Source organism: Campylobacter avium LMG 24591, from assembly GCF_002238335.1.
GTDB classification, from domain to species: Bacteria; Campylobacterota; Campylobacteria; order Campylobacterales; family Campylobacteraceae; genus Campylobacter_D; species Campylobacter_D avium.
Genome location: NZ_CP022347.1, coordinates 508,957 through 527,569 on the forward strand (window position 1 = coordinate 508,957; position 18,613 = coordinate 527,569).

Sequence of the window (18,613 nt, forward strand, 5' to 3'; positions counted from 1 at the left end):
CAATAGAGGGACTTTTATGAACAAACACTTAGAACAATTAGTAGAATTATCAGTTGTTGACAAAGAGCTTGACGGTTTCACGCCAAAGATAGATAAAATCAACAAGGCTTTAAGAGATAGTGAGTTGGAAATACAAAAATTAGAAAAAGATTTACTTGCTTGTGAAAAAGATATTTTGGACATAAAAAACGAGCAAGAGCAAAATAATGCTCACATCGTGCAATTTAGACAAAGATTGGATGAAATTTCTAAAAAAACTCCTAATGTTAAAACTGCCAAAGAAGCAAATGCTTTGCAAATTGAAGAAGATATAGTAAAAGAGCAGCTAGAGGTTGCAAATGAAGAAATCGAAAAGCTAGATAAACTTTTGCTTAATAAAGAAAAGCTAAAGCAAGAATTGTTGCAAGATAAATCAAAAGAGGAAGAAGAGCTTAAAAATATAGCAAAAGATGTTGAAAGCAAGATGGAGGATTTGGAAAAGGAAAGAGCCTTAGTTTACGATAAAAAGTCCAAATTAACCGCAGGGATAAATCAAAAGGTTTTAAGTTTTTATGAAAAAATAAGAAAATGGGCTAAAAATACCGCCGTTGTTCCGGTAAAAAAACAAGCTTGTTATGGCTGTTTTATGAGAATTTATGATAAAACCTATCTATCCATACTAAGAGGAGATGAGATTGTCACTTGTCCGCACTGTGGCAGAATTTTATACAAAGAGCGTGAGGAGACAAAGGACAGCAAAAAGATTGCTGAAAGCGTGAATTGATAGTATTTTTTTACTATATTTTGCTTTCTTTGCTTCATGTTTTTTTATCTATACCTTTACTTTTGCTTTCTTTTTTGAAGCAAAAGTATAAAAATAGCATTAAGGCTAGATTTTTTTTATACAAAAACTCCTTGCAAGAAGCGCAGGTGCATTTTCATGCTTGCTCCTTCGGGGAGATAAGAAGCATAGCGCCTTTGCTAGGTAGTTTTAATGATGTTCGTGTAAGCTGCATCACCCAAACAGGCTTTGATGAGGCTAGTAAAAAATGCAAAAAAGTAAATTTCTTAGCCTTTGAAACCTTGCTTCCATTTTGGTTTAAGCCTTGTAAGGTTTTGGTTTTATTTGAGGCTGAGCTGTGGTTAATGCTTGTTTTTATGGCCAAGCTAAGAGGTGCTAAGGTGATTTTGCTTAATGCTAGAATTTCTGACAAGTCCTTTAACAGATATAAAAAATTCTCTTTTTTTTACAGAAAGGTTTTTTCGTATATAGATGAGGTTTTTGCACAAAGTAAGCTTGATAAACAAAGGCTTGAAGAGCTTGGCGCAAAAAATGTGCATGAATTTTTTAACATAAAAGCTTGTGCTAACTTAGAAGCCAATAAACACTACAAAAAAAACGATAAAGAACTTATACTTTTTGCAAGCACCCACGAAAAAGAGGACGAGCTTTTGCTAGAAAATTTCACCTTAAATTCAAAGCAAAGGCTAATCATAGCCCCAAGACACCCAGAAAGATTTAAAAATTTAGAACTTTTTTTAAAACAGTACTGTAAAAAACACTCACTCACTTTTAGCAAATTCAGTGAGTTTGATAATTTTGATGCAAATTTTGCTAGCGATATTTTGCTAGTGGATGTTTTGGGCGAGTTGATTAATTTATATCTTATCTCAGATATTGTTGTTTTGGGCGGCTCCTTTATAAAGGGCATTGGAGGGCACAATCCGGTAGAACCTGCAACTTTTAACAAAATCATAATATCAGGCCCTTTTATACATAATCAAAAAGCACTTTTTTGCTTAGTTGATAATATATACATATGCGAGGATGTAGCATTGCTAAATGAGATTATAAACAAAGCGGATAAAAAAGCTATGTTAAATTTTAAACCAAGCTTAAAACCCATAAAAGATAGTATAAAGGCTGCTTTAGTATGAAAGAAAAAGCTTACAAACTCCTAGCCCTGCAAGAAAAAATTTCAAATTCAAAGGCAAAGGAGCTTATCGATAGAGGGCTTGTCTTTTATAAAAATGAAAAACTAAAGCTAGCAAGAGAGCTTTTGAGCAAGTCTGCAAAATTTGTAGTAAAAGAGCAAAAAAAGATAGAAATCATTTTTGAAGATGAGAAAATCATAGCTGTAAATAAGCCCTTTGCTATGCTTAGCGAGGAAGTGGAAAAAAGCCTACAAGCAAGGCTTTTAAATAGGCTTGATAAAGAAACTAGCGGGCTTTTGTTGCTTTGTAAAAATGAGGATTTTCGTTTAAAATGTATAAATGAATTTAAAAAACAAAATGTTTATAAGAGCTATATAGCAGTGCTTAATGGCATAGTGCCTGAGGTGCTTGAGATAGATGAGCCTATCTTGGTTAAAAAAACTCAAAATAAAGCCTTTGTTAAAATTTCAAAGGAGGGACAAAGTGCCTATACAAAGATAATCCCTTTGATGATAAATGCCAAAAAAACCTTGGCTAAAATCATCATAAAAACAGGCAGAACTCATCAAATCAGGCTTCACACCGCCTTTGCAGGATATGGAGTTGTAGGCGATGAAAGGTATGCTAAAATTCCATCGCAAAGGATGTATTTGCACAGCTTTGAATGTGCTCTTTTTGATTATCATTTTAGAGCTGATTTGGATGAAAGTTTTGAAAAATTTGGTTTTGAGCTTAAAAATTTAAATTTTAAAGACCTTTAAAGCAAAAATTCTTTAGAATTATGCTTTTATTTTTATTACGAGGTAAATTTTGTTTGATTTAATAAGCGATAGTTTTAAAAATGCTATTAATAAACTTAGATTTGTTGACGATGAAAAAGCCTTAAAGAATGCTTTAGATACGCTTAAAAAGTCTTTATTAAAGGCTGATGTGCATCATAAGGTCGTAAAAGAGTTATTAGCCTTAGTAGAAGATGATGTAAAAAAAGGCAATATCGGACAACAGCAGTTTTTAGCTTCCATAAAAAAGAATTTAGAAGATATTTTAAGCGTTAAAAATGCACCTCAGGGCTTTGTTTTTTCAAGCACACCGCCGACTGTTGTTTTGATGTGTGGCTTGCAAGGCGGTGGTAAAACTACAAGCACCGCGAAATTAGCAAATTTTTTAAAACTTAGAAACAAAAAGGTCTTGCTTGCTGCTTGTGATTTGCAAAGATTGGCAGCGGTTGAGCAGCTACAAAAGCTTTGCGAGGATAATGACCTTGATTTTTTCAGCATAGAGGGCGAAACAAAGGCTTTAAATGTAGCAAAAGAAGCACTTAAAAAGGCCAAAAGTGCTAATTATGATGTTTTACTAGTGGATACTGCGGGACGTTTGGCCATAGATGAAGCCTTAATTTCTGAGCTAAAAGAGATAAAAAAGGCTTTAAATCCCGATGAAACCTTTTATGTAGCCGACGCCATGAGTGGACAAGACGGGGTTAAAACAGCAGCGTCTTTTAATGAAAGCATAGGTTTAAGCGGGGTTATACTTAGCAAATTTGACGCTGATACAAAAGGTGGCGTGGCGCTTGGCATAGCAAGACAGCTTCAAATTCCGCTTCGTTTTATAGGTTTAGGAGAAAAGGTAGCTGATTTAGAGCCTTTCATACCTGATAGGATAGTTGGCAGGATCATGGGCGAGGGAGATTTGGCTTCTTTGGCTGAAAAAACCGCTACCGTCATAGATGAAAAAGAGGCCAAGAAATTAAATCAAAAAATCAAAAAGGGCGAATTTAACTTTAATGATTTTCTAGAACAAATGCAAAATGTAAGCAAGTTAGGCTCCATGCAGTCCTTGCTTTCTATGATACCTGGTATGTCAAATGTAGCCTCAGCTGTAAAGGATATGGACTTTGAAAATTCAAAGCAATTACTTCACATAAAGGCTATGATTTCATCTATGACTCCAAAAGAAAGGGAAAATCCTTCCTTGTTAAACAATGCTAGAAAACGTAGGATAGCAAACGGTGCAGGCCTATCGCAAATGGAAGTAAATCGCTTTTTAAAGCAGTTTGAAAACGCCGCTAAGATGGCTAAGAAATTTTCATCAAAAGCAGGCATGCAAAATTTAATGCAAATGATGTCAAATGCCAGACGAGGCTTTTAAAGGTTTATATATGGGCATTTCGTGCTTATATATAAATTTTATTTTAGGAGAATTTAATGACTGTTATTAGACTTACTAGAATGGGACGCAAAAAAAGACCATTTTATAGGATAGTTGTTACTGATAGTAGAAAAAGAAGAGACGGTGCTTGGATAGAGAGCATAGGTTATTATAATCCTATGGTAGAACCTGAGCTAATCAAATTTGACGCTGAAAGACTTGCGTATTGGAAAAGCGTTGGTGCTAAACTTAGCGACAAGGTTGCTTCTATAACGAGTAGATAATGGCTGAAGAATTTTTAAAAGAATATGCGAAATTAATAGCTGATTTTCCTGATAAAATTCAAACCAAATCCGTGCCTTTGGGCGATAATTTCGTAGAAATCATCATTTACGCTGATAAGGCAGACACAGGTAAGCTAATAGGCAAAAATGGCAAGATGATGAATGCCATTAAAACAGTGATTTCTGCTTTTAAAAGTAAGGATTCAACCTCTTACAGAGTCACTGTTAAAAATATAGATGAATAAAATTTTAGTTGCTAAGATTGGCAAAACTGTTGGTTTAAAGGGATTTTTAAAACTGCATATTATCAGTGATTTTTTAGAGCAGTTTGAAGATAATGCCAAATTTTTGGGTGATGAGCAAGATTTTATAATCAAAAGCTTTGATAGTGAAAGGAATTTGGTTCTTTTTAAGGGTTATGAGAGCTTAGAACTTGCTAAAACCTTGGTCAATAAGCTTCTTTACAAAAGCGAGGAAGAAAGTAGAAAAACTTGCGAGCTAAAAGAGGGTGAGTTTTTTTACTTTGACATTATCTCTTGCGAGCTTTTTGAAGATGAACTAAAGCTTGGCAAGGTTGTTGATATACTTGAAACCTCTGCAAATTATCTTTTTTTGGTGCGAGTAGATGAGGCTTTAAGGCCAGAATTTGTTTCTGAGTTTTACCTGCCTTATGCTGATTTTTACATAGATAAGGTGGATATTGCGGCTAAAAAAATACACACTAAAAACGCCTTAGAGTTATTAAAAAGTTTATGAAATTTAGCTTTGTATCTTTGTTTTGTGAGTTTTTTTATCCATATTTTGAACATTCCATACTTGCTAGAGCTAAGGAAAAAAAGCTCATAGAAACTGATTTTTTAAATCCAAGAGCTTTTTCAAAGGATATTAGAAAAAAGGTTGATGATTATAAAATAGGCGGCGGCGCAGGACTTTTAATGCAAGCACAGCCCCTAGTTGACACCTTATCTTATCTTAAAAATAAGGATGAAAACATACATTTTGTATTTTTAAATCCTTGTGCAAAAATTTTCACTCAAAAAGATGCAAAAAGACTAGCCAAAAAAGAGCATATCTGCTTTGTTTGCGGCAGATACGAAGGTATAGATGAAAGGGTTATAGAACTTTTTGCAAACGAGCTTTTTTCCTTGGGTTCTTTTGTTTTAACGGGCGGAGAAATAGCTGCACTTGCTCTTTGCGATGCTATCAGTAGAAATGTAAGCGGAGTTTTAGGAAATTCACAAAGTTTGGATGAAGAAAGCTTTGAGGACGATTTGCTAGAAGCGCCTGCCTTTACAAAACCATTTTCATTTAGCTATAAAAGCACAAATTTAAACGCAACTTCAGCCTTTTTAAAGGGAAATCACGTTAAAATCCACGCTTTAAAAAAAGAGTTATCTATAGCTAGGACAAAATTTTTTAACCCTAGCTTATATCAAAAACACCTACTTACAAGGAAAGATGATGAAAAATAAATACATACAAAGCTTCGAGGCAAAACAGCTAGAGGGTAAGACTGTGCCTGATTTTAGAGCAGGCGATACTCTAAAACTTGCTATTCGCATACAAGAAGGCGATAAAAGTAGAATTCAAAATTTCGAGGGCATTTGCATAGTTAAAAGAGGCAGCGGCACAGCTCAAACCTTCACAGTTAGGAAAATAGGTGCTAACAACATAGGAGTTGAGAGAATTTTTCCACTTTATAGCGAGAGCCTAGAAAGTATAACAGTATTAAGAAAAGGTAGGGTTCGCCGTGCAAGACTTTTCTACTTAAGAGATAGAAAAGGAAAGGCTGCACGTATAAAAGAGCTTAAGAAATAGTTTTTCGGATTTTGTATGGCAACTTGGACTAAGGATTCTTGGAAAAAATATCCTATAAAACAGCAACCGGTTTATGAAAATTTAGAGGAGCTATCCTCTGTTGTTTCTAAGCTAGAGAAATTGCCTCCTTTGGTTTTTGCCGGCGAGGTAAGGTCTTTAAAGTCAAAACTTGCTAAGGTTGCAAAGAAAGAAGCTTTCTTACTTCAAGGCGGAGACTGCGCTGAGAGCTTTTTAAATTTCGGCGCGGATAATATAAGAGATACTTTTAAACTTATGTTGCAAATGGCTATAGTGCTTACCTTTTCGGGCGGTTGCCCTATAGTAAAGGTTGGTAGGGTAGCTGGGCAGTTTGCAAAGCCAAGAAGTGCTGATTTTGAGGAGATAGACGGACGTTCTTTGCCAAGTTACAGAGGCGACATAATAAACGGCTTTGAATTTAACGAGGAGGCTAGAAAGCCTGAGCCTAAAAGAATGCTTGAAGCCTACTATCAAAGTGCTACTACTTTAAATTTGCTTCGTGCCTTTGCTAGAGGAGGTTTGGCTGATTTAAGGGAAGTTCATCGCTGGAATTTAGACTTTTTAAAAAGGGCAGAGCTTAGGGATAAATACAGCGAACTAAGCGATAAAATCACTCAAGCCCTAAATTTTATAGAGGCCTGCGGCATAAACACAACAAACACTCCATCTTTAAGAGAAACTAGCATATACACATCACACGAAGCCTTGCTTTTGCCTTATGAGGAGGCTTTAACAAGGGTTGATAGCCTTAGTTTAGAAACTTATGATTGCTCAGCTCACATGCTTTGGATAGGCGAGAGGACGAGGGGAGTTGATGAGGCACATGCGCACTTTTTAAGCGGTGTGAAAAATCCTTTAGGAGTAAAGATAGGTCCAAGTGCCAAGGTAGATGAGATAAAAACGCTAGCCTCTATCCTAAACAAAGACAATGAGGAAGGAAAACTAAACATCATCATAAGAATGGGTGCTGACAAGATAGCTTCGGTGCTACCAAACATCTTTAAAGAGCTGAAAAAAGAGGGCTTAAATTTGATTTACAGCATAGATCCTATGCACGGAAATACAGTAAAAGCAGGCTCTTACAAAACAAGAGCCTTTGATAAGATAATGCAAGAAGTTAGGATGTTTTTTGAGATAGCGCAAAGTGAGGGAGTGTATCCTGGCGGGGTTCATCTTGAGATGACAGGTCAGGATGTAACCGAGTGCACCGGCGGCTCTTTAAATGTAACAGAACAAACTCTTAAAGAAAGATACGAAACTCAGTGCGACCCAAGGTTAAACGCAGACCAAGCCTTAGAGCTAGCCTTTTTAATGGCTGATTTGCTAAAAAAGGCAAGAGCTTGATAAAATTATATGGTATTAAAAACTGCTCAAGCGTAAAGAAAGGCATAGAATTCTTAGAAGCTAAAAAGCTTGATTTTGAATTTTTAGACATTAAGAAACTTAGCGAAAAAGAGCTTGATTTCTTTTTGAGCAAAAAGCCTTTTGAGGTATTGATAAATACAGCCGGAATGAGTGCTAGAAAACTAAATATAAACAAAGACTTTATAGCAAAGTCTAGCAAAGATGAGTTAAAAAACATCGTTTTGACAAATCCAAGCCTCATAAAAAGGCCGGTCATTTGCTCAGATGATACTGTGCTTGTTGGCAAGGAATACGAGCAGTATTTTTCATAAATTTAAGACAAGTGTGAGTGTTTTTTAAAGTCTTTTTTCGTCCTCAAATTTCATTTTAAAATCGCTTTTGCCCGCTATTTTACAAGCTTTTCTAAGATTTAACCTTATCAAGATAACTTAAACTTTGATTAAGCAAGAGTGTATAAAATTGCTTTTCATGGACTATATGATTTTTATAATAACCATTGCTTGCGTTTCCTTTCTGCCCGGCCTTTGTATGAATTTAGCCCTTTCTTTAGGCCTTAGTGTGGGCTTTAAAAACACTTTGTATATGATGTTTGGCGAGCTTTTATCCTTGCTTTTAGTAATCTTACTTTGTGCTTATAGTCTTAGTTTTATAGCACAATACGAGTTATTTTTTAAGATATTTAAAATTCTATCTAGCATTTTTTTACTATACATAGCTTATACCTTGCTTAAAGCTAAATTCGCTGAGGCTGAGTGCGTCATTAGCAACAAGGCCAAGTTTGTGCTTTTTGCACAGGGCTTTATGGCCACTATATCAAATCCTAAGGCTTGGATTTTCATGCTTTCAATCCTGCCTAAATTTATATCCTTATCCAACATCTACATTCTTAGCGCTATCATTTTGCTTATCGAATTTTCAGCACTTTGCACCTATGCTTTGGGCGGCTATGCTTTTAGATTTTTTTTGAAAGATTACGCACATATTTTGGCCAAAATTTCAGCCCTGTGCGTAGCTTTGATGAGTTTTTATATACTTTATGACTTATAATGGTATCTTGAAATAAAAATTCTTTGGCTCTTTTTCAAAGCAAAGCTCTCCTAAGTGAGCATTAATTATTTCTTTTGACAAAGATAGTCCAAGTCCGTTGCCCTTTAGTTTCGTGGTTTTAAAGGCTTCAAAAACAGCGTTTTCATCCTTGATTTCCACGCCGCTATCAAAGACTTGCACAAGCAAGCACCCGTCCTTTACGCAGGTTTTTATCTTTATAAAGGCTTTTTCATCCTCTTTTTCTTCTATGGCGTCTATGCTGTTGTAGATTAAATTTTGCAAAACAAGGCTTAGCAAGGCCTTATCAGCGTTTATCACAAGGTCTATAAAGTCAAATTCAAAGTCAATTTCGCAGTTGTAGTTATAAGAGCTAATCACCAGCTCGCACTCATCTTGCAATTCTCTCAAATTAAACGGCTGTTTATTGATATGCACCCCTTTTGTAAATAAAAGAGTTGAATTTACTATCCTTTCGACCCTAGCAATTGATTTTTGAATTTCAAGCACTATGTGTTTGTTTTTTAGCTCACTTTTTGCGAACAAGGTCGAGGCTAGCAAGGAGATGGAGCCTATGGGATTTCTTATTTCATGTGCCAGGTGCGCTGCTACGCCGCCCATGCTTGCTAGTCTTTCCTTGCGTTTTTCATCGCTTATGTCTGTTGCTAGGATGATTAGCAAATCTTCGTGTTTGATGTTTTTTACTGTGTAAAATCTGCTTTTGTATTCTAGTTCGTAAGAGCCTAATTCCTCGGTGTTTATTTGCTTTAAAAGCTCCTCATTTTGCGAGGCTTGGTAGTTTTGAAGCACAGTTTCTTCCCCGCTTCTCACCCAAAGTATCACAGGCAAAACATCGATAATATCGCTTATCATCTTTCTTAAAGAGCTATAACTCTCATTTAATGTCTTGTATTCTTGCTCTATGACATAACTTTGTTCTATTAAGGATTTAAGCCCCTCTTTTAACACCTCTTTTTCGTTAGAGTCTAGGCTTTTTAGTATATTTTCGTTCATCCGTATCCTTTAGCAGTGTTTTTAACTCATCAAAATCAAATAAAAGCAAATTCGCTTCCTTGTTTTTTATCAGCTCGCTTGAAAAGCCGCTTTTTGAAAAAATAACAAAATAATCAGGCTTTAAATTCAGTATTTTAGCCTTATTTTGAAGACTGTTAAAGACATTTTTACAAATTTTTTTATCTTTAAATTTAACCTCGCCAAGCACCGTTAATTTGCTATCTTTGTAAAATAAATCAATCTCCACATCATTAGACCAAAAGCTAGAAATAGAATTTATCTTAAATTTGCTTTCTAAAAGCTCCCTGCCCAAGCCCTCAAAACACAGGCTTTGATAATGCTTAAATTCCTTTTTGATTTTAGCTAAAAGCTCATCATAAGCCTTGTTTAGTATCAAATTCTCATTTGGTTGCAAAAAGTACGCAAAGAACCTCAAAAAATTATTTCTAAACAAAACCTTGTCTTGAATTGTATATTTTCTTAAGGCTTTTTTAAGCTTTTGCCCCTTTTTCCTCTTGATTTTTTCCTCTTTGCTTTTTTCGATCTGCAAAAAACCTCTTTCTAAAAGCTTATTCATCGTAAAAGAAGCTGCAAAATGCCCCAACTGCTTGTTTATAGAGTATCTTTTCCTTGAGTTCTTAGCAAGTATGTGAAGTGCTTTGGCACTTTGTTTGTCTAGTTTAAATTTGGAGCTTAAAAGCGGATAAAAGGGCAGGATGTCATTTTTAATGCTTTCAAATAAATCGCTCGAGCTCGCCCTTATAAAGCAACCATCAAAAACACAGTAAAAATCAACCAACTTCGCCAAGTCTAAATTTTTGTATTGGGTGCTAAAGGTGCTGAATTTGATGTTTACCTCTTATTTTTTAAATTTTATGTATAATTTTAACAAAAAAACACAAATTCTTTAAGGTTTATTTTCACAAAACTATGCGTATAGATGAGTTAAAAAAAGACATTATATTAAAAAAAAATGTAAGATATTTTGATTTTACGGCCTCTGCCTTGGCTTTAAAATCTGTTGAAAAAGAGATAAGAAAAATTCTTTTAACCTACGCAAATACCCACTCAGATAGCTCTTTGCACTCTTTTTTGACACAAAAACACTATGAAAACGCAAAGCAAAGCATTAGAAAAAGTCTAAATTTAAGTGATGATTTTGCTTTGATAGCTTGTGGCACAGGAGCTAGCGGGGCTATTAAAAAATTTCAAGAGCTTTTGGGGCTTTATGTGCCGCCTTTAATCAAGCAAAAATATTTTCAAAACATCAAGCCAAAGGATTTGCCCCTAGTTTTTGTAGGCCCTTATGAGCACCATTCAAACGAAGTATCCTTTAGAGAGGCCTTGTGCGAGTGCCTTAGAGTACCTTTGAATGAAAATTTAGAAATTGACTTTGATTTTTTCGAAAAAGCCTTGGAACAAAACAAAAATAGAAAGCTAATATTTAGCTTTTCCTTGGCCTCAAATGTGACTGGAATTTTAAGTGATTATAAAAGAATTTATGCTCTAGCCAAGAAATACAAGGCCATTTTAGCCTTTGACGCAGCCTCATTTATCGCTTATAAAAACATAGAATGTAAATACTACGACGCTTTATTTATAAGCACGCACAAGCTTTTGGGTGGCGTCGCATCTTGTGGACTGCTAGTCATCAAAAAAGACCTGTGCTATTCTAAGCCTAGTTTTGCAGCCGGGGGTACGGTTTCTTATGTTTCAAAAAGCTCAGTAAATTATCTTTGCGATGTTGAAGCCTTAGAAGAGGGAGGAACTCCTGGAATTTTACAGCTAATACGCGCCTCACTAGCCTTTCAAAAAAGAGATGAGATAGGCTTTAAGCTCATAGAAAAAAAATCCAAGCTTTTAAAAGAGTATTTTTTCAAAGAAGCTGAGAAAATCCCAAATTTAAAGCTTTACGCAGAGCATTTAAAAAATAGATTATGTATCTTTGCCTTAAACATAGAAGGAATTTCGCCCTTTGATTTGGCTTACACCTTGAGCAAGTATTATAAGATTGAAAGTAGGGCAGGCTGTGACTGTGCCGGGCCTTACGGACATGATTTGCTAGGCTTAAAAGACGGCGAGGGCTTAAAGACTAAGCCTGGTTGGCTAAGGATTTCCTTGCATTACACGCAAGAAATTGAGGATTTGAAGTATTTTTTTGACAGCCTTAAAAAAAGCATAGCAAGGCTTTCTTTTTAATCAGCAAATTTTTAATCATCAAATTCTCGGCTTAAAACCGTGCCGTTCGTGTCTATTTTGAGTTCTAGTTGGTTAGAAAGCTTGATTTCATAGTATAGTATCTTTCTTTCTATTTTCACTATATGAGCGTTTGGATACTCGTGAGTTATTATTGTAGCTATGTTAGCCGGTAGTATGCTAGGAGGTATGGGCGTAAATTTGGATTTTACCTCCTTGAAATTCCCAGATATGTCAAATTCAAACTCGCTCCCATCGCTTAAATACACCTCGTAAGTGCTGCCATCAACTTGCACCAAAGATATTGGAGCCTTGAAATTTGAGCTTATGAACTCTCTTGTGTTCTTAGGCAAAGCGTCAGGAGACATTATCATATCAGCTTTTAATGACAAAACTAGTAAAGAAAATAATAAAACAAATCTAAACATCTAAGTCCCTTAATTTGTGAAAATTTAGCAAAGCTTTGTGAATTATAAGTGAACTTAATCTTAAAATGATACAATTTCATATTTAAAACTCAAGGCGGTAAATGTTTTGCATAATTATAATAGCCATTAATATTCTTGTATTTTTTATCTTGCCCAGCGAGCTTAAGCCTATTTTTGCCATAAATATTTTTTTTATCGAGCTTGATTATTGGTGGCAGCTTTTAAGCTCTATGTTTTTGCACTCAAATTTCACGCACCTTGCCTTAAATATGATAGTTTTGTATCAGTTTGGCATAGTTTTAGAACGTTTTTTAGGCTCTTTGAAATTTTTGCTCTTGTATTTTATAGGCGGGGTTTTAAGCTCCTTGCTTAGTGCTTTTTATGTTTATTATCGCTCTTTTCAAGATGAAAAATTTTTCAATTTACTCGGTGCTAGCGGGGCTATTTGTGTTTTGATAGGTTATTATGCCTTTGTGTATAAAAATAGCTTTTTAGGTTTGCTTATTGCGGTTTTGTTGATGAGCTTCGTGCCTATATTTGTGGGTGTTAATGTGGCTTGGTATGCTCATATTTTTGGTTTTATTTGTGGGTATATGATAGCAAGATTAAGGATTATAAGATGAAAAAAATTTATTTGCTAAGACACGCAAAGGCTGAAAAAGAAGCCAAGAGTGATTTAAAAAGGGATTTGAATTTAAAAGGTAAGGAGGACATCAAAAAGCTTTGTTTAAAGCTCAAAGCTTACAACATAGCTTTTGATTTGATAGTCTCCTCCCCCGCAACCAGAGCTTCTAAAACAGCTAAAAAAGTGGCCGAGTTTCTTTCATATGCTGAGGATAAAATTCACTTTGAACAAAGCATTTATGAAGCAAACGCTAGCGAACTTTTTAGCTATGTAAAGGGCTTAAATGATGAGTTAAACTCTATCTTGCTTGTAGGACATAACCCAAGCCTTTGCGAGTTAGCAGAGCTTTTAAGCGATATTTGCATAAATTCTTTCCCCACAAGCTCCATGCTTGCACTTGAATTTGATGTGACTTCTTTTAAGGATATAAAAGAACATAGCGGCAAAATTTTATTTTTTGAGTGCGTGAAAAATATAAATTGATTTTGCTATAATATTTTAAAACACAAATAAAGGAGAACAAATGACCCTTGTTATTGAGAATGTAAAAGATGAGTTTTTACCAACCTTTAAGGAGCTTGCAAAAGCCATAAATGCTAGGATAAGGACAGACGAAAAGGCAAAAAAAACAACAAAACAAGTAAGAATTCCTGAGCTTGACGAGGCGATAAGGCAGTATGAAAACGGCGAATATGAAACTTATAACAGCGTTGCAGAGATGATGGAGGCTTTAAGAAAATGAAGTATAAAGTTAAATTAGCCAAAAAAGTTAAAAAACAACTTATAAAACTAAATTCAAAAGAGCTAGATAGTTTTGAATATGTAGTAACCAAACTATCCAAGGACGAGCCCCTAGAAGCAAAGTATAAAGACCATCAGCTAAAAGGTAATTACAAAGGTTTTAGAGAGTGCCACATAAAGCCTGATTTATTGTTAATATACCGCAAAAATAAAGATATTTTAGAACTTTATCTAGCTAGCTTGGGCTCTCACAGCTATGTTTTTTAAATTCAAAACAAAAATTTTTAAACATAGATTTCAATTTTTTTCAAAATTTTTTAAAATTTTTCAAACTTTTTTCAAAAACAAATTTCTTTTTTTTTTTTTTTGTAACTTTTCGTAGCATAAATTTAGAGAAATTTTAAAAAATTTCAAATTTTTTTCAAATTTTTTTGCATTTTTGTTTATTTTTTATTTAAAAAAGTCCTCTTAAAAGTACTTCTAATGCCCTAAAAAAGATACTTTAAATCCCATTTGTTTTTTTTTTTTTTTGCATATACTTGCACTTTATAATTATCATCTAAAGGAGAATTTTTATGACTTGTAAGATAAAAACCCTATGTGCCCTAAGTGCCTGTGCCCTTTTTCCCACTATAAGCGCAGCAGATACGACTATTGATGTGACAGGTGTTAATCTGCCTACAAATTTGGTATATAATCTTAATACAAACAGCATAGAGCTAGGCTCTAGCGTTGATAAAACCCAAAATATTACTATAAATTTCACAAATGCTTTTCAAGAAAATTTCACTGCGCCGCTTGATTTTAGCGCTCCGGTTGATTTAAATACTAGATTTAGCATTGAAACAACTGGAGGTTTGATTTTAAACAACAACTCAAATTACAAGGTAGAGCTTAGTAACACGGATTTTTTTACAAACGACATCACGGCCACTGACATTGCCTTTAAATTTGCGTCTAATACAAGCTCTGTCATAAATTCTAAGGTGATTTTGCAAAGCACAGCAGGTTCTAAACCTAGTGCTGCTGATTTTGATTTAAACGATAAACATAATCAATTCTACGTAGGCAAAGACGCCTCTGTTACTATAAATGGGGACTTTGACTTTCAAAATGCCGCTTTGATTTTTGAAAGCGATGGCTCGAAAAATCACTCAAATTTTGTGATAAATGGCGATATTGGAACCGGAGGAATATATACTTCAAGTGCTTTATTTGTTATGGTAGCTACAAATTACAAAGCCTTAGAATTTGATCGCTTCGTAGCTCTAACTGTAAATGGTACTATAGACGGTTCTGTGGATGGAGGAAGCCAAACTACGGCTCTTTTAAAGCAAGACTACAAAGAAATTTTAAGCAATTCAAATATAAACTTAGGAGCCTTTGAGGCTAGAGAGCAAAATTTAAATAATTTCGTAACTTATGATGTATGGGCTGAGAGACCAGCAAATGGTACAGGCTCATCTTATGGTGTGATGAGTGGAAAGCTTAATGATAACGCAAGGGATATAAATGCGGTTTTAAATGCTAAGAATACTTACTTAAGATCTCTTTATACTCAGTTAGAAGAATCAAGAAGTACTACTGATAACGCAGCCTTAAAGGGAAATTTAGGTGCGGCTATGCAAGATATAGAGCGTCAGCAAGCAGCCATCACCGCTTACACAAATGCTTCCACCCAAGTTGAAAAAGACGCAGCCTTAAAAGCTTATAATGCTTTATTTATAAAAGATGAACAAATACTTGAGTTAAGCACTAATCTTATAGATAAAAACATAGCAAATTCTTATCTAAAAAACTATGTAATCTTTGAAATGCTAAACTCCCCATCCCACAAAGCAGCCACAGCAAGTGCTGTTAATAAATCAACAAAAAGCATAGCAAATTCAAACTCAGCAATCTCATCTCAACAACAAATAATAAATCTAGCTAATGAAGCAGCTATAAATGCAAGAATGGTTTATCTTAAAAATCCTTATAAAAGTGATGAAGAAAAGATGGGTAATATGGCATATGATGAAGCAGGAAGAACATATGCTACCTTTATAAATAATACAGATAATGGTTTATGGGCAAATTTTTTTGGTGGTAAAAATATACTTAATAGTAATTCTGCTTCTGTATTAGGAGGAAGTTTAGGATTTGATAAAAGAATATCTGATGATAGCTTACTAGGACTTTATCTAACATATGCAGATGTAAATTTAAATGATAAGATTATAAATGAAGAGGGAAAATCATATCAATTAGGACTATATTATAATAAAAACTTTGCTAATAATATGGAACTTGATTTAAAAGCAAATTTTGGTTTTAATCCTGCTAAGCAAAATTATATGCTAGGTTCATATGATACTACTTCATCTTTTACAAGAAACTATTATACAATCTCAGCTTCTGTAGGTAAGGTAGTTGATTTAGCTGATAATGGAGGAACATCTATAAAGCATTTTATAGGAGTAAATTATTATAATACTTATACTCCAGCTTATAATACAAATTCTGATTTTTCTTTAGAGCATAAATCTTATGCAGCTTCTGCAATATCATTTGATCTAGGTATAGGTTTAAAACAATATTTTAATGAAAATTCTTTCTTTCCCCACGCCGAGTAAAAGGCATTTTTGTAAGAGTTTTTTTGTGTCTTTTGTTTTTTTGCTCTGCAAAGCAAAAACCACACAAGCCAACACAGCCCAAAGCGTGATTTTATCGCAACTTGCCCGCATACAAACACCAAAAAAGCATTTGCTCAAAAAACAAAACAAGCAAATTATACACTTTTTTTGAAGCTTTTCGCCAATTTTCTCGCATTTTTTTTATAAAGCCTTTTCTAAAGCCCCAGCACAATGTATTTTAAGTAAACATAACAAAGTGCAGAGCAGGTTTTACATCCAAACACAAGACTAGACTTTTTTAAGCCACAAAATGGCTCCAACCACAGCCTAAGCGATACCCTTTTTGCATACTCTTTAAGAAAAGCCCAAGACCAAGCAAGATACAAACACCACAAGCAAGCAGCAAGCCCTAAAAGCCCAAAACACCGCAAACACAATTTCACAATTTTTCACAATTTCACTTTTTCACCACTAAAATTTTTCAAGCAAAGCCAAGCCCAAAAAAAGCCTTAAAATTGCCAACAAGCTTAATTTAAAAGCAAACAAAAAAACACAAGGCTAAAAAGCCTTAATTTCCACTTCATTTTATGAGGGCGGGCGGTGTGAATTCTAAAGCTTATGAGGGCTCGGCGAACAAGGCAAATGCCTGTTTATAAAGGCCCTCGTAAGCTAAGCAAGCTAAGCTTACGAGGATTGGCAAAGGTGGCAAGGCAAAGCACAAAGCAAAACAAAGCGTATTTGCAAGGACGAACTAAGGTCAAAACGGCTGTAAGCTTTAAAAACTCATATAAATATTAATTATATTAAGTAAATGCTAAGCTAGATAATATTTAAGCGTTAAGGCTTACTTTTCTCAAAGAGAGTGCAAGGCACAAAGGTGGAAAGGAGGTCTTAAAATGAAAGCTAAAATTTTGAATATGACAATTTTAGTTTAATGATTACTAAAGCGTTTTTAGCTCTTTTAGCAAACTAAACAAATAATTCAGTCTAAATTTTAAAAAATCTAGCTTTAGTGTCATTCTAGGTTTAAATTGCAATCTTTAACCCTTACATAAATCTTTTTATCTTTTTATAATCTACTTTTATTTGCGAGCGCCTTTCATTGCTATTGCGACCATTTTTACGAAACAAGTTCCGTAAAAATCGCTTCTCTAAAGGCCTGCCCCGACCAAGAGCCTTGCGGCCACACCCGACCGTGCCATTGCGACAGACTTTGCCAAAGGCCGTTCCCGTCCTGTCCTGCGACCGCCTTTCCTTAACAAGTCAAGGAAAGGCCGCACACTAAAGGCCGAGCCCGACCGACCGAGCGAGTTAGCTAAAGCACAGGCAAGAGTGGGTGAAAATATACCTAAATTTAAAGGTTTGAGAATGAATTTTAAAAAATACTTTTTTTTGTTTAAATGGTTTTTGATAGGTAAATATCACTGCGATTTAAGTTTTATCTCTAAAAAGACTTTTTACATCATACATAAGATATTTTGGAGCATTATAATCCTTAGCGTGGCCTTTAGCTCAGCTTCATTTATCAGCATTTTTATATAAGGGAAAAAATGAACTTCTTAGATTTTTTAGAATACCTGCCCTTGATTTTAGTTGGCTTTTTCATGGGGCTTTTTAAGGCCTTAAGAGCTGAAGTTTTAAGAGAGGATGAGGAGGATGAAAGCGTAACATCAAAATTTGATGTGCTTAAAATTTTCATAGTTGAGGGCATACAAGGAGCGGTTTTTTGCTTCGTGGTTTATGGTCTTTTGAGCCTAACAGAGCTTCCTTACATCTTTAAGGTCTGCGTTGGTGCCTTAATCGCTTATCTTGGCATTGATAAGGCGATGGAATTAGTAGAAAAAGTTTTAAGTATAAGGAAAAAATAATGCGAAATAAAAAAATCCTAGTTGAAAAACTACCATTTTTTAAGTATATAAGGCTGGCCATAGTAGGCTCTTTGCTTCTTTCAATCACCTTAAACATCAGCCTTTATGTGCAAAATTTAGCCCTTTCTTCCTTGCTCTCGCAAAGCCTAAACGCAAGTAAAGAAGTGGTAGAGGACATCACAAAGGCTAAAATAATCGAGATGAAAGAAGGCAATAAAAGCATTAACAAGGAGTAAAAATACTAATGCTAAACGGGGGGGGGGCTTAATAACTCTTTAAATATGGCCTAAATTTAATCCTTTTCTTTCATCAGCTCATCATATGCTTTAGCCTTTTTAGCCCACTCAAGCATTAAAAAAAGATAAGGTGGAACAGGATTTGACACGCCCCAAGCCTTAACCGTAGCGTGTGAAATGCCCGTAACTCTAGCAAAATCAGCCTTGGACCTAAAGCCCGCTTGTTTGATAGCCTTTGAAATATCATCTGCTATAGTGTTTTTTCTCATATTTTTTTAAAATGAAAGCAAAATCTAGCC

The 18,613-nt window shown here is 34.7% G+C and carries 25 protein-coding genes; 21 read left to right on the forward strand and 4 right to left on the reverse strand.

Annotation, left to right across the window (positions count from 1 at the left end):
* Positions 1–16 precede the first annotated feature (16 nt).
* The 12 genes from CAV_RS02615 (at position 17) to CAV_RS02670 (ending at position 8,594) form a co-directional block, all read left to right on the forward strand.
* The gene (locus CAV_RS02615) at positions 17–763 is read left to right on the forward strand and encodes a zinc ribbon domain-containing protein (RefSeq protein WP_094324961.1); all 747 of its coding nucleotides are present in this window, start codon (positions 17–19) and stop codon (positions 761–763) included.
* The gene (gene waaA / locus CAV_RS02620; protein WP_094325529.1) at positions 763–1,917 is read left to right on the forward strand and encodes a lipid IV(A) 3-deoxy-D-manno-octulosonic acid transferase; all 1,155 of its coding nucleotides are present in this window, start codon (positions 763–765) and stop codon (positions 1,915–1,917) included. Before CAV_RS02615 ends, waaA begins: the two co-directional genes overlap by 1 nt.
* Positions 1,914–2,675: a pseudouridine synthase family protein gene (locus CAV_RS02625; RefSeq protein ID WP_094752798.1), complete on the forward strand. Its 762-nt coding sequence runs from the start codon at positions 1,914–1,916 to the stop codon at positions 2,673–2,675. Before waaA ends, CAV_RS02625 begins: the two co-directional genes overlap by 4 nt.
* Before the next feature lie 49 nt (positions 2,676–2,724).
* A complete protein-coding gene (gene ffh / locus CAV_RS02630; protein WP_094324963.1) occupies positions 2,725–4,062 on the forward strand; it encodes a signal recognition particle protein in 1,338 nt (445 codons plus the stop codon).
* Positions 4,063–4,118: 56 nt separating this feature from the next.
* The gene (rpsP, locus tag CAV_RS02635; protein WP_094324964.1) at positions 4,119–4,346 is read left to right on the forward strand and encodes a 30S ribosomal protein S16; all 228 of its coding nucleotides are present in this window, start codon (positions 4,119–4,121) and stop codon (positions 4,344–4,346) included.
* Positions 4,346–4,591 (forward strand): KH domain-containing protein, encoded by a 246-nt coding sequence (locus CAV_RS02640; protein ID WP_094324965.1) that lies wholly within the window; start codon positions 4,346–4,348, stop codon positions 4,589–4,591. Before rpsP ends, CAV_RS02640 begins: the two co-directional genes overlap by 1 nt.
* Positions 4,584–5,102 carry a ribosome maturation factor RimM gene (gene rimM / locus CAV_RS02645; RefSeq protein WP_094324966.1) on the forward strand — a complete coding sequence of 173 codons (519 nt, stop codon included), beginning with the start codon at positions 4,584–4,586 and terminating at the stop codon, positions 5,100–5,102. The genes CAV_RS02640 and rimM overlap by 8 nt, the downstream gene beginning before the upstream one ends.
* Complete coding sequence (gene trmD, locus CAV_RS02650) at positions 5,099–5,818, forward strand: tRNA (guanosine(37)-N1)-methyltransferase TrmD (protein ID WP_094324967.1); 720 nt, start codon at positions 5,099–5,101, stop codon at positions 5,816–5,818. The genes rimM and trmD overlap by 4 nt, the downstream gene beginning before the upstream one ends.
* A complete protein-coding gene (rplS, locus tag CAV_RS02655) occupies positions 5,808–6,164 on the forward strand; it encodes a 50S ribosomal protein L19 (RefSeq protein ID WP_094324968.1) in 357 nt (118 codons plus the stop codon). The genes trmD and rplS overlap by 11 nt, the downstream gene beginning before the upstream one ends.
* A 15-nt stretch (positions 6,165–6,179) precedes the next feature.
* Positions 6,180–7,526 (forward strand): class II 3-deoxy-7-phosphoheptulonate synthase, encoded by a 1,347-nt coding sequence (locus CAV_RS02660; protein ID WP_094324969.1) that lies wholly within the window; start codon positions 6,180–6,182, stop codon positions 7,524–7,526.
* A complete protein-coding gene (locus CAV_RS02665) occupies positions 7,526–7,858 on the forward strand; it encodes an ArsC/Spx/MgsR family protein (protein WP_094325530.1) in 333 nt (110 codons plus the stop codon). Before CAV_RS02660 ends, CAV_RS02665 begins: the two co-directional genes overlap by 1 nt.
* A 166-nt stretch (positions 7,859–8,024) precedes the next feature.
* On the forward strand, positions 8,025–8,594 hold the full coding sequence (locus CAV_RS02670; RefSeq protein ID WP_169711632.1) for a LysE family translocator: 570 nt from the start codon (positions 8,025–8,027) through the stop codon (positions 8,592–8,594).
* Here the strand turns inward: CAV_RS02670 and CAV_RS02675 are convergent.
* Together CAV_RS02675 and CAV_RS02680 are read right to left on the reverse strand one after the other, a co-directional pair.
* Positions 8,589–9,605: a sensor histidine kinase gene (locus CAV_RS02675; protein WP_094324970.1), complete on the reverse strand. Its 1,017-nt coding sequence runs from the start codon at positions 9,603–9,605 to the stop codon at positions 8,589–8,591. The two genes, CAV_RS02670 and CAV_RS02675, sit on opposite strands and share 6 nt — an antisense overlap.
* Entirely contained in the window at positions 9,571–10,413 is an 843-nt protein-coding gene (locus CAV_RS02680; protein WP_425426151.1) for a DUF234 domain-containing protein, read from the reverse strand. Before CAV_RS02680 ends, CAV_RS02675 begins: the two co-directional genes overlap by 35 nt.
* Positions 10,414–10,535: 122 nt before the next feature.
* Here CAV_RS02680 and CAV_RS02685 point away from each other — a divergent pair, with 122 nt between their 5' ends.
* On the forward strand, positions 10,536–11,804 hold the full coding sequence (locus tag CAV_RS02685; protein ID WP_094752799.1) for an aminotransferase class V-fold PLP-dependent enzyme: 1,269 nt from the start codon (positions 10,536–10,538) through the stop codon (positions 11,802–11,804).
* 11 nt (positions 11,805–11,815) lie between these two features.
* Here CAV_RS02685 and CAV_RS02690 read toward each other — a convergent pair whose 3' ends face one another.
* Positions 11,816–12,229, reverse strand: a complete 414-nt coding sequence (locus CAV_RS02690; RefSeq protein WP_094324973.1) for a PepSY-like domain-containing protein — start codon at positions 12,227–12,229, stop codon at positions 11,816–11,818.
* A gap of 101 nt (positions 12,230–12,330) precedes the next feature.
* Here CAV_RS02690 and CAV_RS02695 point away from each other — a divergent pair, with 101 nt between their 5' ends.
* The 8 genes from CAV_RS02695 (at position 12,331) to CAV_RS02725 (ending at position 18,314) form a co-directional block, all read left to right on the forward strand.
* Positions 12,331–12,852: a rhomboid family intramembrane serine protease gene (locus tag CAV_RS02695; RefSeq protein WP_094752800.1), complete on the forward strand. Its 522-nt coding sequence runs from the start codon at positions 12,331–12,333 to the stop codon at positions 12,850–12,852.
* Positions 12,849–13,337, forward strand: coding sequence for a phosphohistidine phosphatase SixA (gene sixA, locus CAV_RS02700; protein WP_094752801.1), 489 nt, complete (start codon positions 12,849–12,851; stop codon positions 13,335–13,337). Before CAV_RS02695 ends, sixA begins: the two co-directional genes overlap by 4 nt.
* Positions 13,338–13,377: 40 nt before the next feature.
* Positions 13,378–13,596 (forward strand): hypothetical protein, encoded by a 219-nt coding sequence (locus CAV_RS02705; RefSeq protein ID WP_094752802.1) that lies wholly within the window; start codon positions 13,378–13,380, stop codon positions 13,594–13,596.
* Positions 13,593–13,862, forward strand: a complete 270-nt coding sequence (locus CAV_RS02710) for a type II toxin-antitoxin system YafQ family toxin (RefSeq protein WP_094324977.1) — start codon at positions 13,593–13,595, stop codon at positions 13,860–13,862. Before CAV_RS02705 ends, CAV_RS02710 begins: the two co-directional genes overlap by 4 nt.
* A gap of 308 nt (positions 13,863–14,170) precedes the next feature.
* The gene (locus CAV_RS02715; RefSeq protein WP_094752803.1) at positions 14,171–16,210 is read left to right on the forward strand and encodes an autotransporter outer membrane beta-barrel domain-containing protein; all 2,040 of its coding nucleotides are present in this window, start codon (positions 14,171–14,173) and stop codon (positions 16,208–16,210) included.
* Between the two features lie 1,368 nt (positions 16,211–17,578).
* Positions 17,579–17,752: a hypothetical protein gene (locus CAV_RS08970; RefSeq protein WP_169711633.1), complete on the forward strand. Its 174-nt coding sequence runs from the start codon at positions 17,579–17,581 to the stop codon at positions 17,750–17,752.
* 8 nt (positions 17,753–17,760) lie between these two features.
* Positions 17,761–18,078, forward strand: coding sequence for a hypothetical protein (locus CAV_RS02720; RefSeq protein ID WP_094324980.1), 318 nt, complete (start codon positions 17,761–17,763; stop codon positions 18,076–18,078).
* Positions 18,078–18,314: a hypothetical protein gene (locus tag CAV_RS02725; protein WP_094752804.1), complete on the forward strand. Its 237-nt coding sequence runs from the start codon at positions 18,078–18,080 to the stop codon at positions 18,312–18,314. The genes CAV_RS02720 and CAV_RS02725 overlap by 1 nt, the downstream gene beginning before the upstream one ends.
* 56 nt (positions 18,315–18,370) lie before the next feature.
* On the opposite strand, the gene CAV_RS02730 is transcribed toward CAV_RS02725, so the two are convergent.
* Positions 18,371–18,583 (reverse strand): hypothetical protein, encoded by a 213-nt coding sequence (locus tag CAV_RS02730; RefSeq protein ID WP_094324982.1) that lies wholly within the window; start codon positions 18,581–18,583, stop codon positions 18,371–18,373.
* Positions 18,584–18,613: the final 30 nt, after the last annotated feature.

Excerpts from the sequence above, each read along its gene's own strand:
- CAV_RS02615 (WP_094324961.1), top strand. The coding sequence starts at position 17 with ATGAACAAACACTTAGAACAATTAGTAGAATTATCAGTTGTTGACAAA.
- CAV_RS02625 (WP_094752798.1), top strand. The coding sequence starts at position 1,914 with ATGAAAGAAAAAGCTTACAAACTCCTAGCCCTGCAAGAAAAAATTTCA.
- rpsP (WP_094324964.1), top strand. The coding sequence starts at position 4,119 with ATGACTGTTATTAGACTTACTAGAATGGGACGCAAAAAAAGACCATTT.
- CAV_RS02640 (WP_094324965.1), top strand. The coding sequence starts at position 4,346 with ATGGCTGAAGAATTTTTAAAAGAATATGCGAAATTAATAGCTGATTTT.
- rimM (WP_094324966.1), top strand. The coding sequence starts at position 4,584 with ATGAATAAAATTTTAGTTGCTAAGATTGGCAAAACTGTTGGTTTAAAG.
- trmD (WP_094324967.1), top strand. The coding sequence starts at position 5,099 with ATGAAATTTAGCTTTGTATCTTTGTTTTGTGAGTTTTTTTATCCATAT.
- rplS (WP_094324968.1), top strand. The coding sequence starts at position 5,808 with ATGAAAAATAAATACATACAAAGCTTCGAGGCAAAACAGCTAGAGGGT.
- CAV_RS02660 (WP_094324969.1), top strand. The coding sequence starts at position 6,180 with ATGGCAACTTGGACTAAGGATTCTTGGAAAAAATATCCTATAAAACAG.
- CAV_RS02670 (WP_169711632.1), top strand. The coding sequence starts at position 8,025 with ATGATTTTTATAATAACCATTGCTTGCGTTTCCTTTCTGCCCGGCCTT.
- CAV_RS02675 (WP_094324970.1), bottom strand. The coding sequence starts at position 9,605 with ATGAACGAAAATATACTAAAAAGCCTAGACTCTAACGAAAAAGAGGTG.
- CAV_RS02685 (WP_094752799.1), top strand. The coding sequence starts at position 10,536 with ATGCGTATAGATGAGTTAAAAAAAGACATTATATTAAAAAAAAATGTA.
- CAV_RS02690 (WP_094324973.1), bottom strand. The coding sequence starts at position 12,229 with ATGTTTAGATTTGTTTTATTATTTTCTTTACTAGTTTTGTCATTAAAA.
- CAV_RS02695 (WP_094752800.1), top strand. The coding sequence starts at position 12,331 with ATGTTTTGCATAATTATAATAGCCATTAATATTCTTGTATTTTTTATC.
- sixA (WP_094752801.1), top strand. The coding sequence starts at position 12,849 with ATGAAAAAAATTTATTTGCTAAGACACGCAAAGGCTGAAAAAGAAGCC.
- CAV_RS02705 (WP_094752802.1), top strand. The coding sequence starts at position 13,378 with ATGACCCTTGTTATTGAGAATGTAAAAGATGAGTTTTTACCAACCTTT.
- CAV_RS02710 (WP_094324977.1), top strand. The coding sequence starts at position 13,593 with ATGAAGTATAAAGTTAAATTAGCCAAAAAAGTTAAAAAACAACTTATA.
- CAV_RS02715 (WP_094752803.1), top strand. The coding sequence starts at position 14,171 with ATGACTTGTAAGATAAAAACCCTATGTGCCCTAAGTGCCTGTGCCCTT.
- CAV_RS08970 (WP_169711633.1), top strand. The coding sequence starts at position 17,579 with ATGAATTTTAAAAAATACTTTTTTTTGTTTAAATGGTTTTTGATAGGT.
- CAV_RS02720 (WP_094324980.1), top strand. The coding sequence starts at position 17,761 with ATGAACTTCTTAGATTTTTTAGAATACCTGCCCTTGATTTTAGTTGGC.
- CAV_RS02725 (WP_094752804.1), top strand. The coding sequence starts at position 18,078 with ATGCGAAATAAAAAAATCCTAGTTGAAAAACTACCATTTTTTAAGTAT.
- CAV_RS02730 (WP_094324982.1), bottom strand. The coding sequence starts at position 18,583 with ATGAGAAAAAACACTATAGCAGATGATATTTCAAAGGCTATCAAACAA.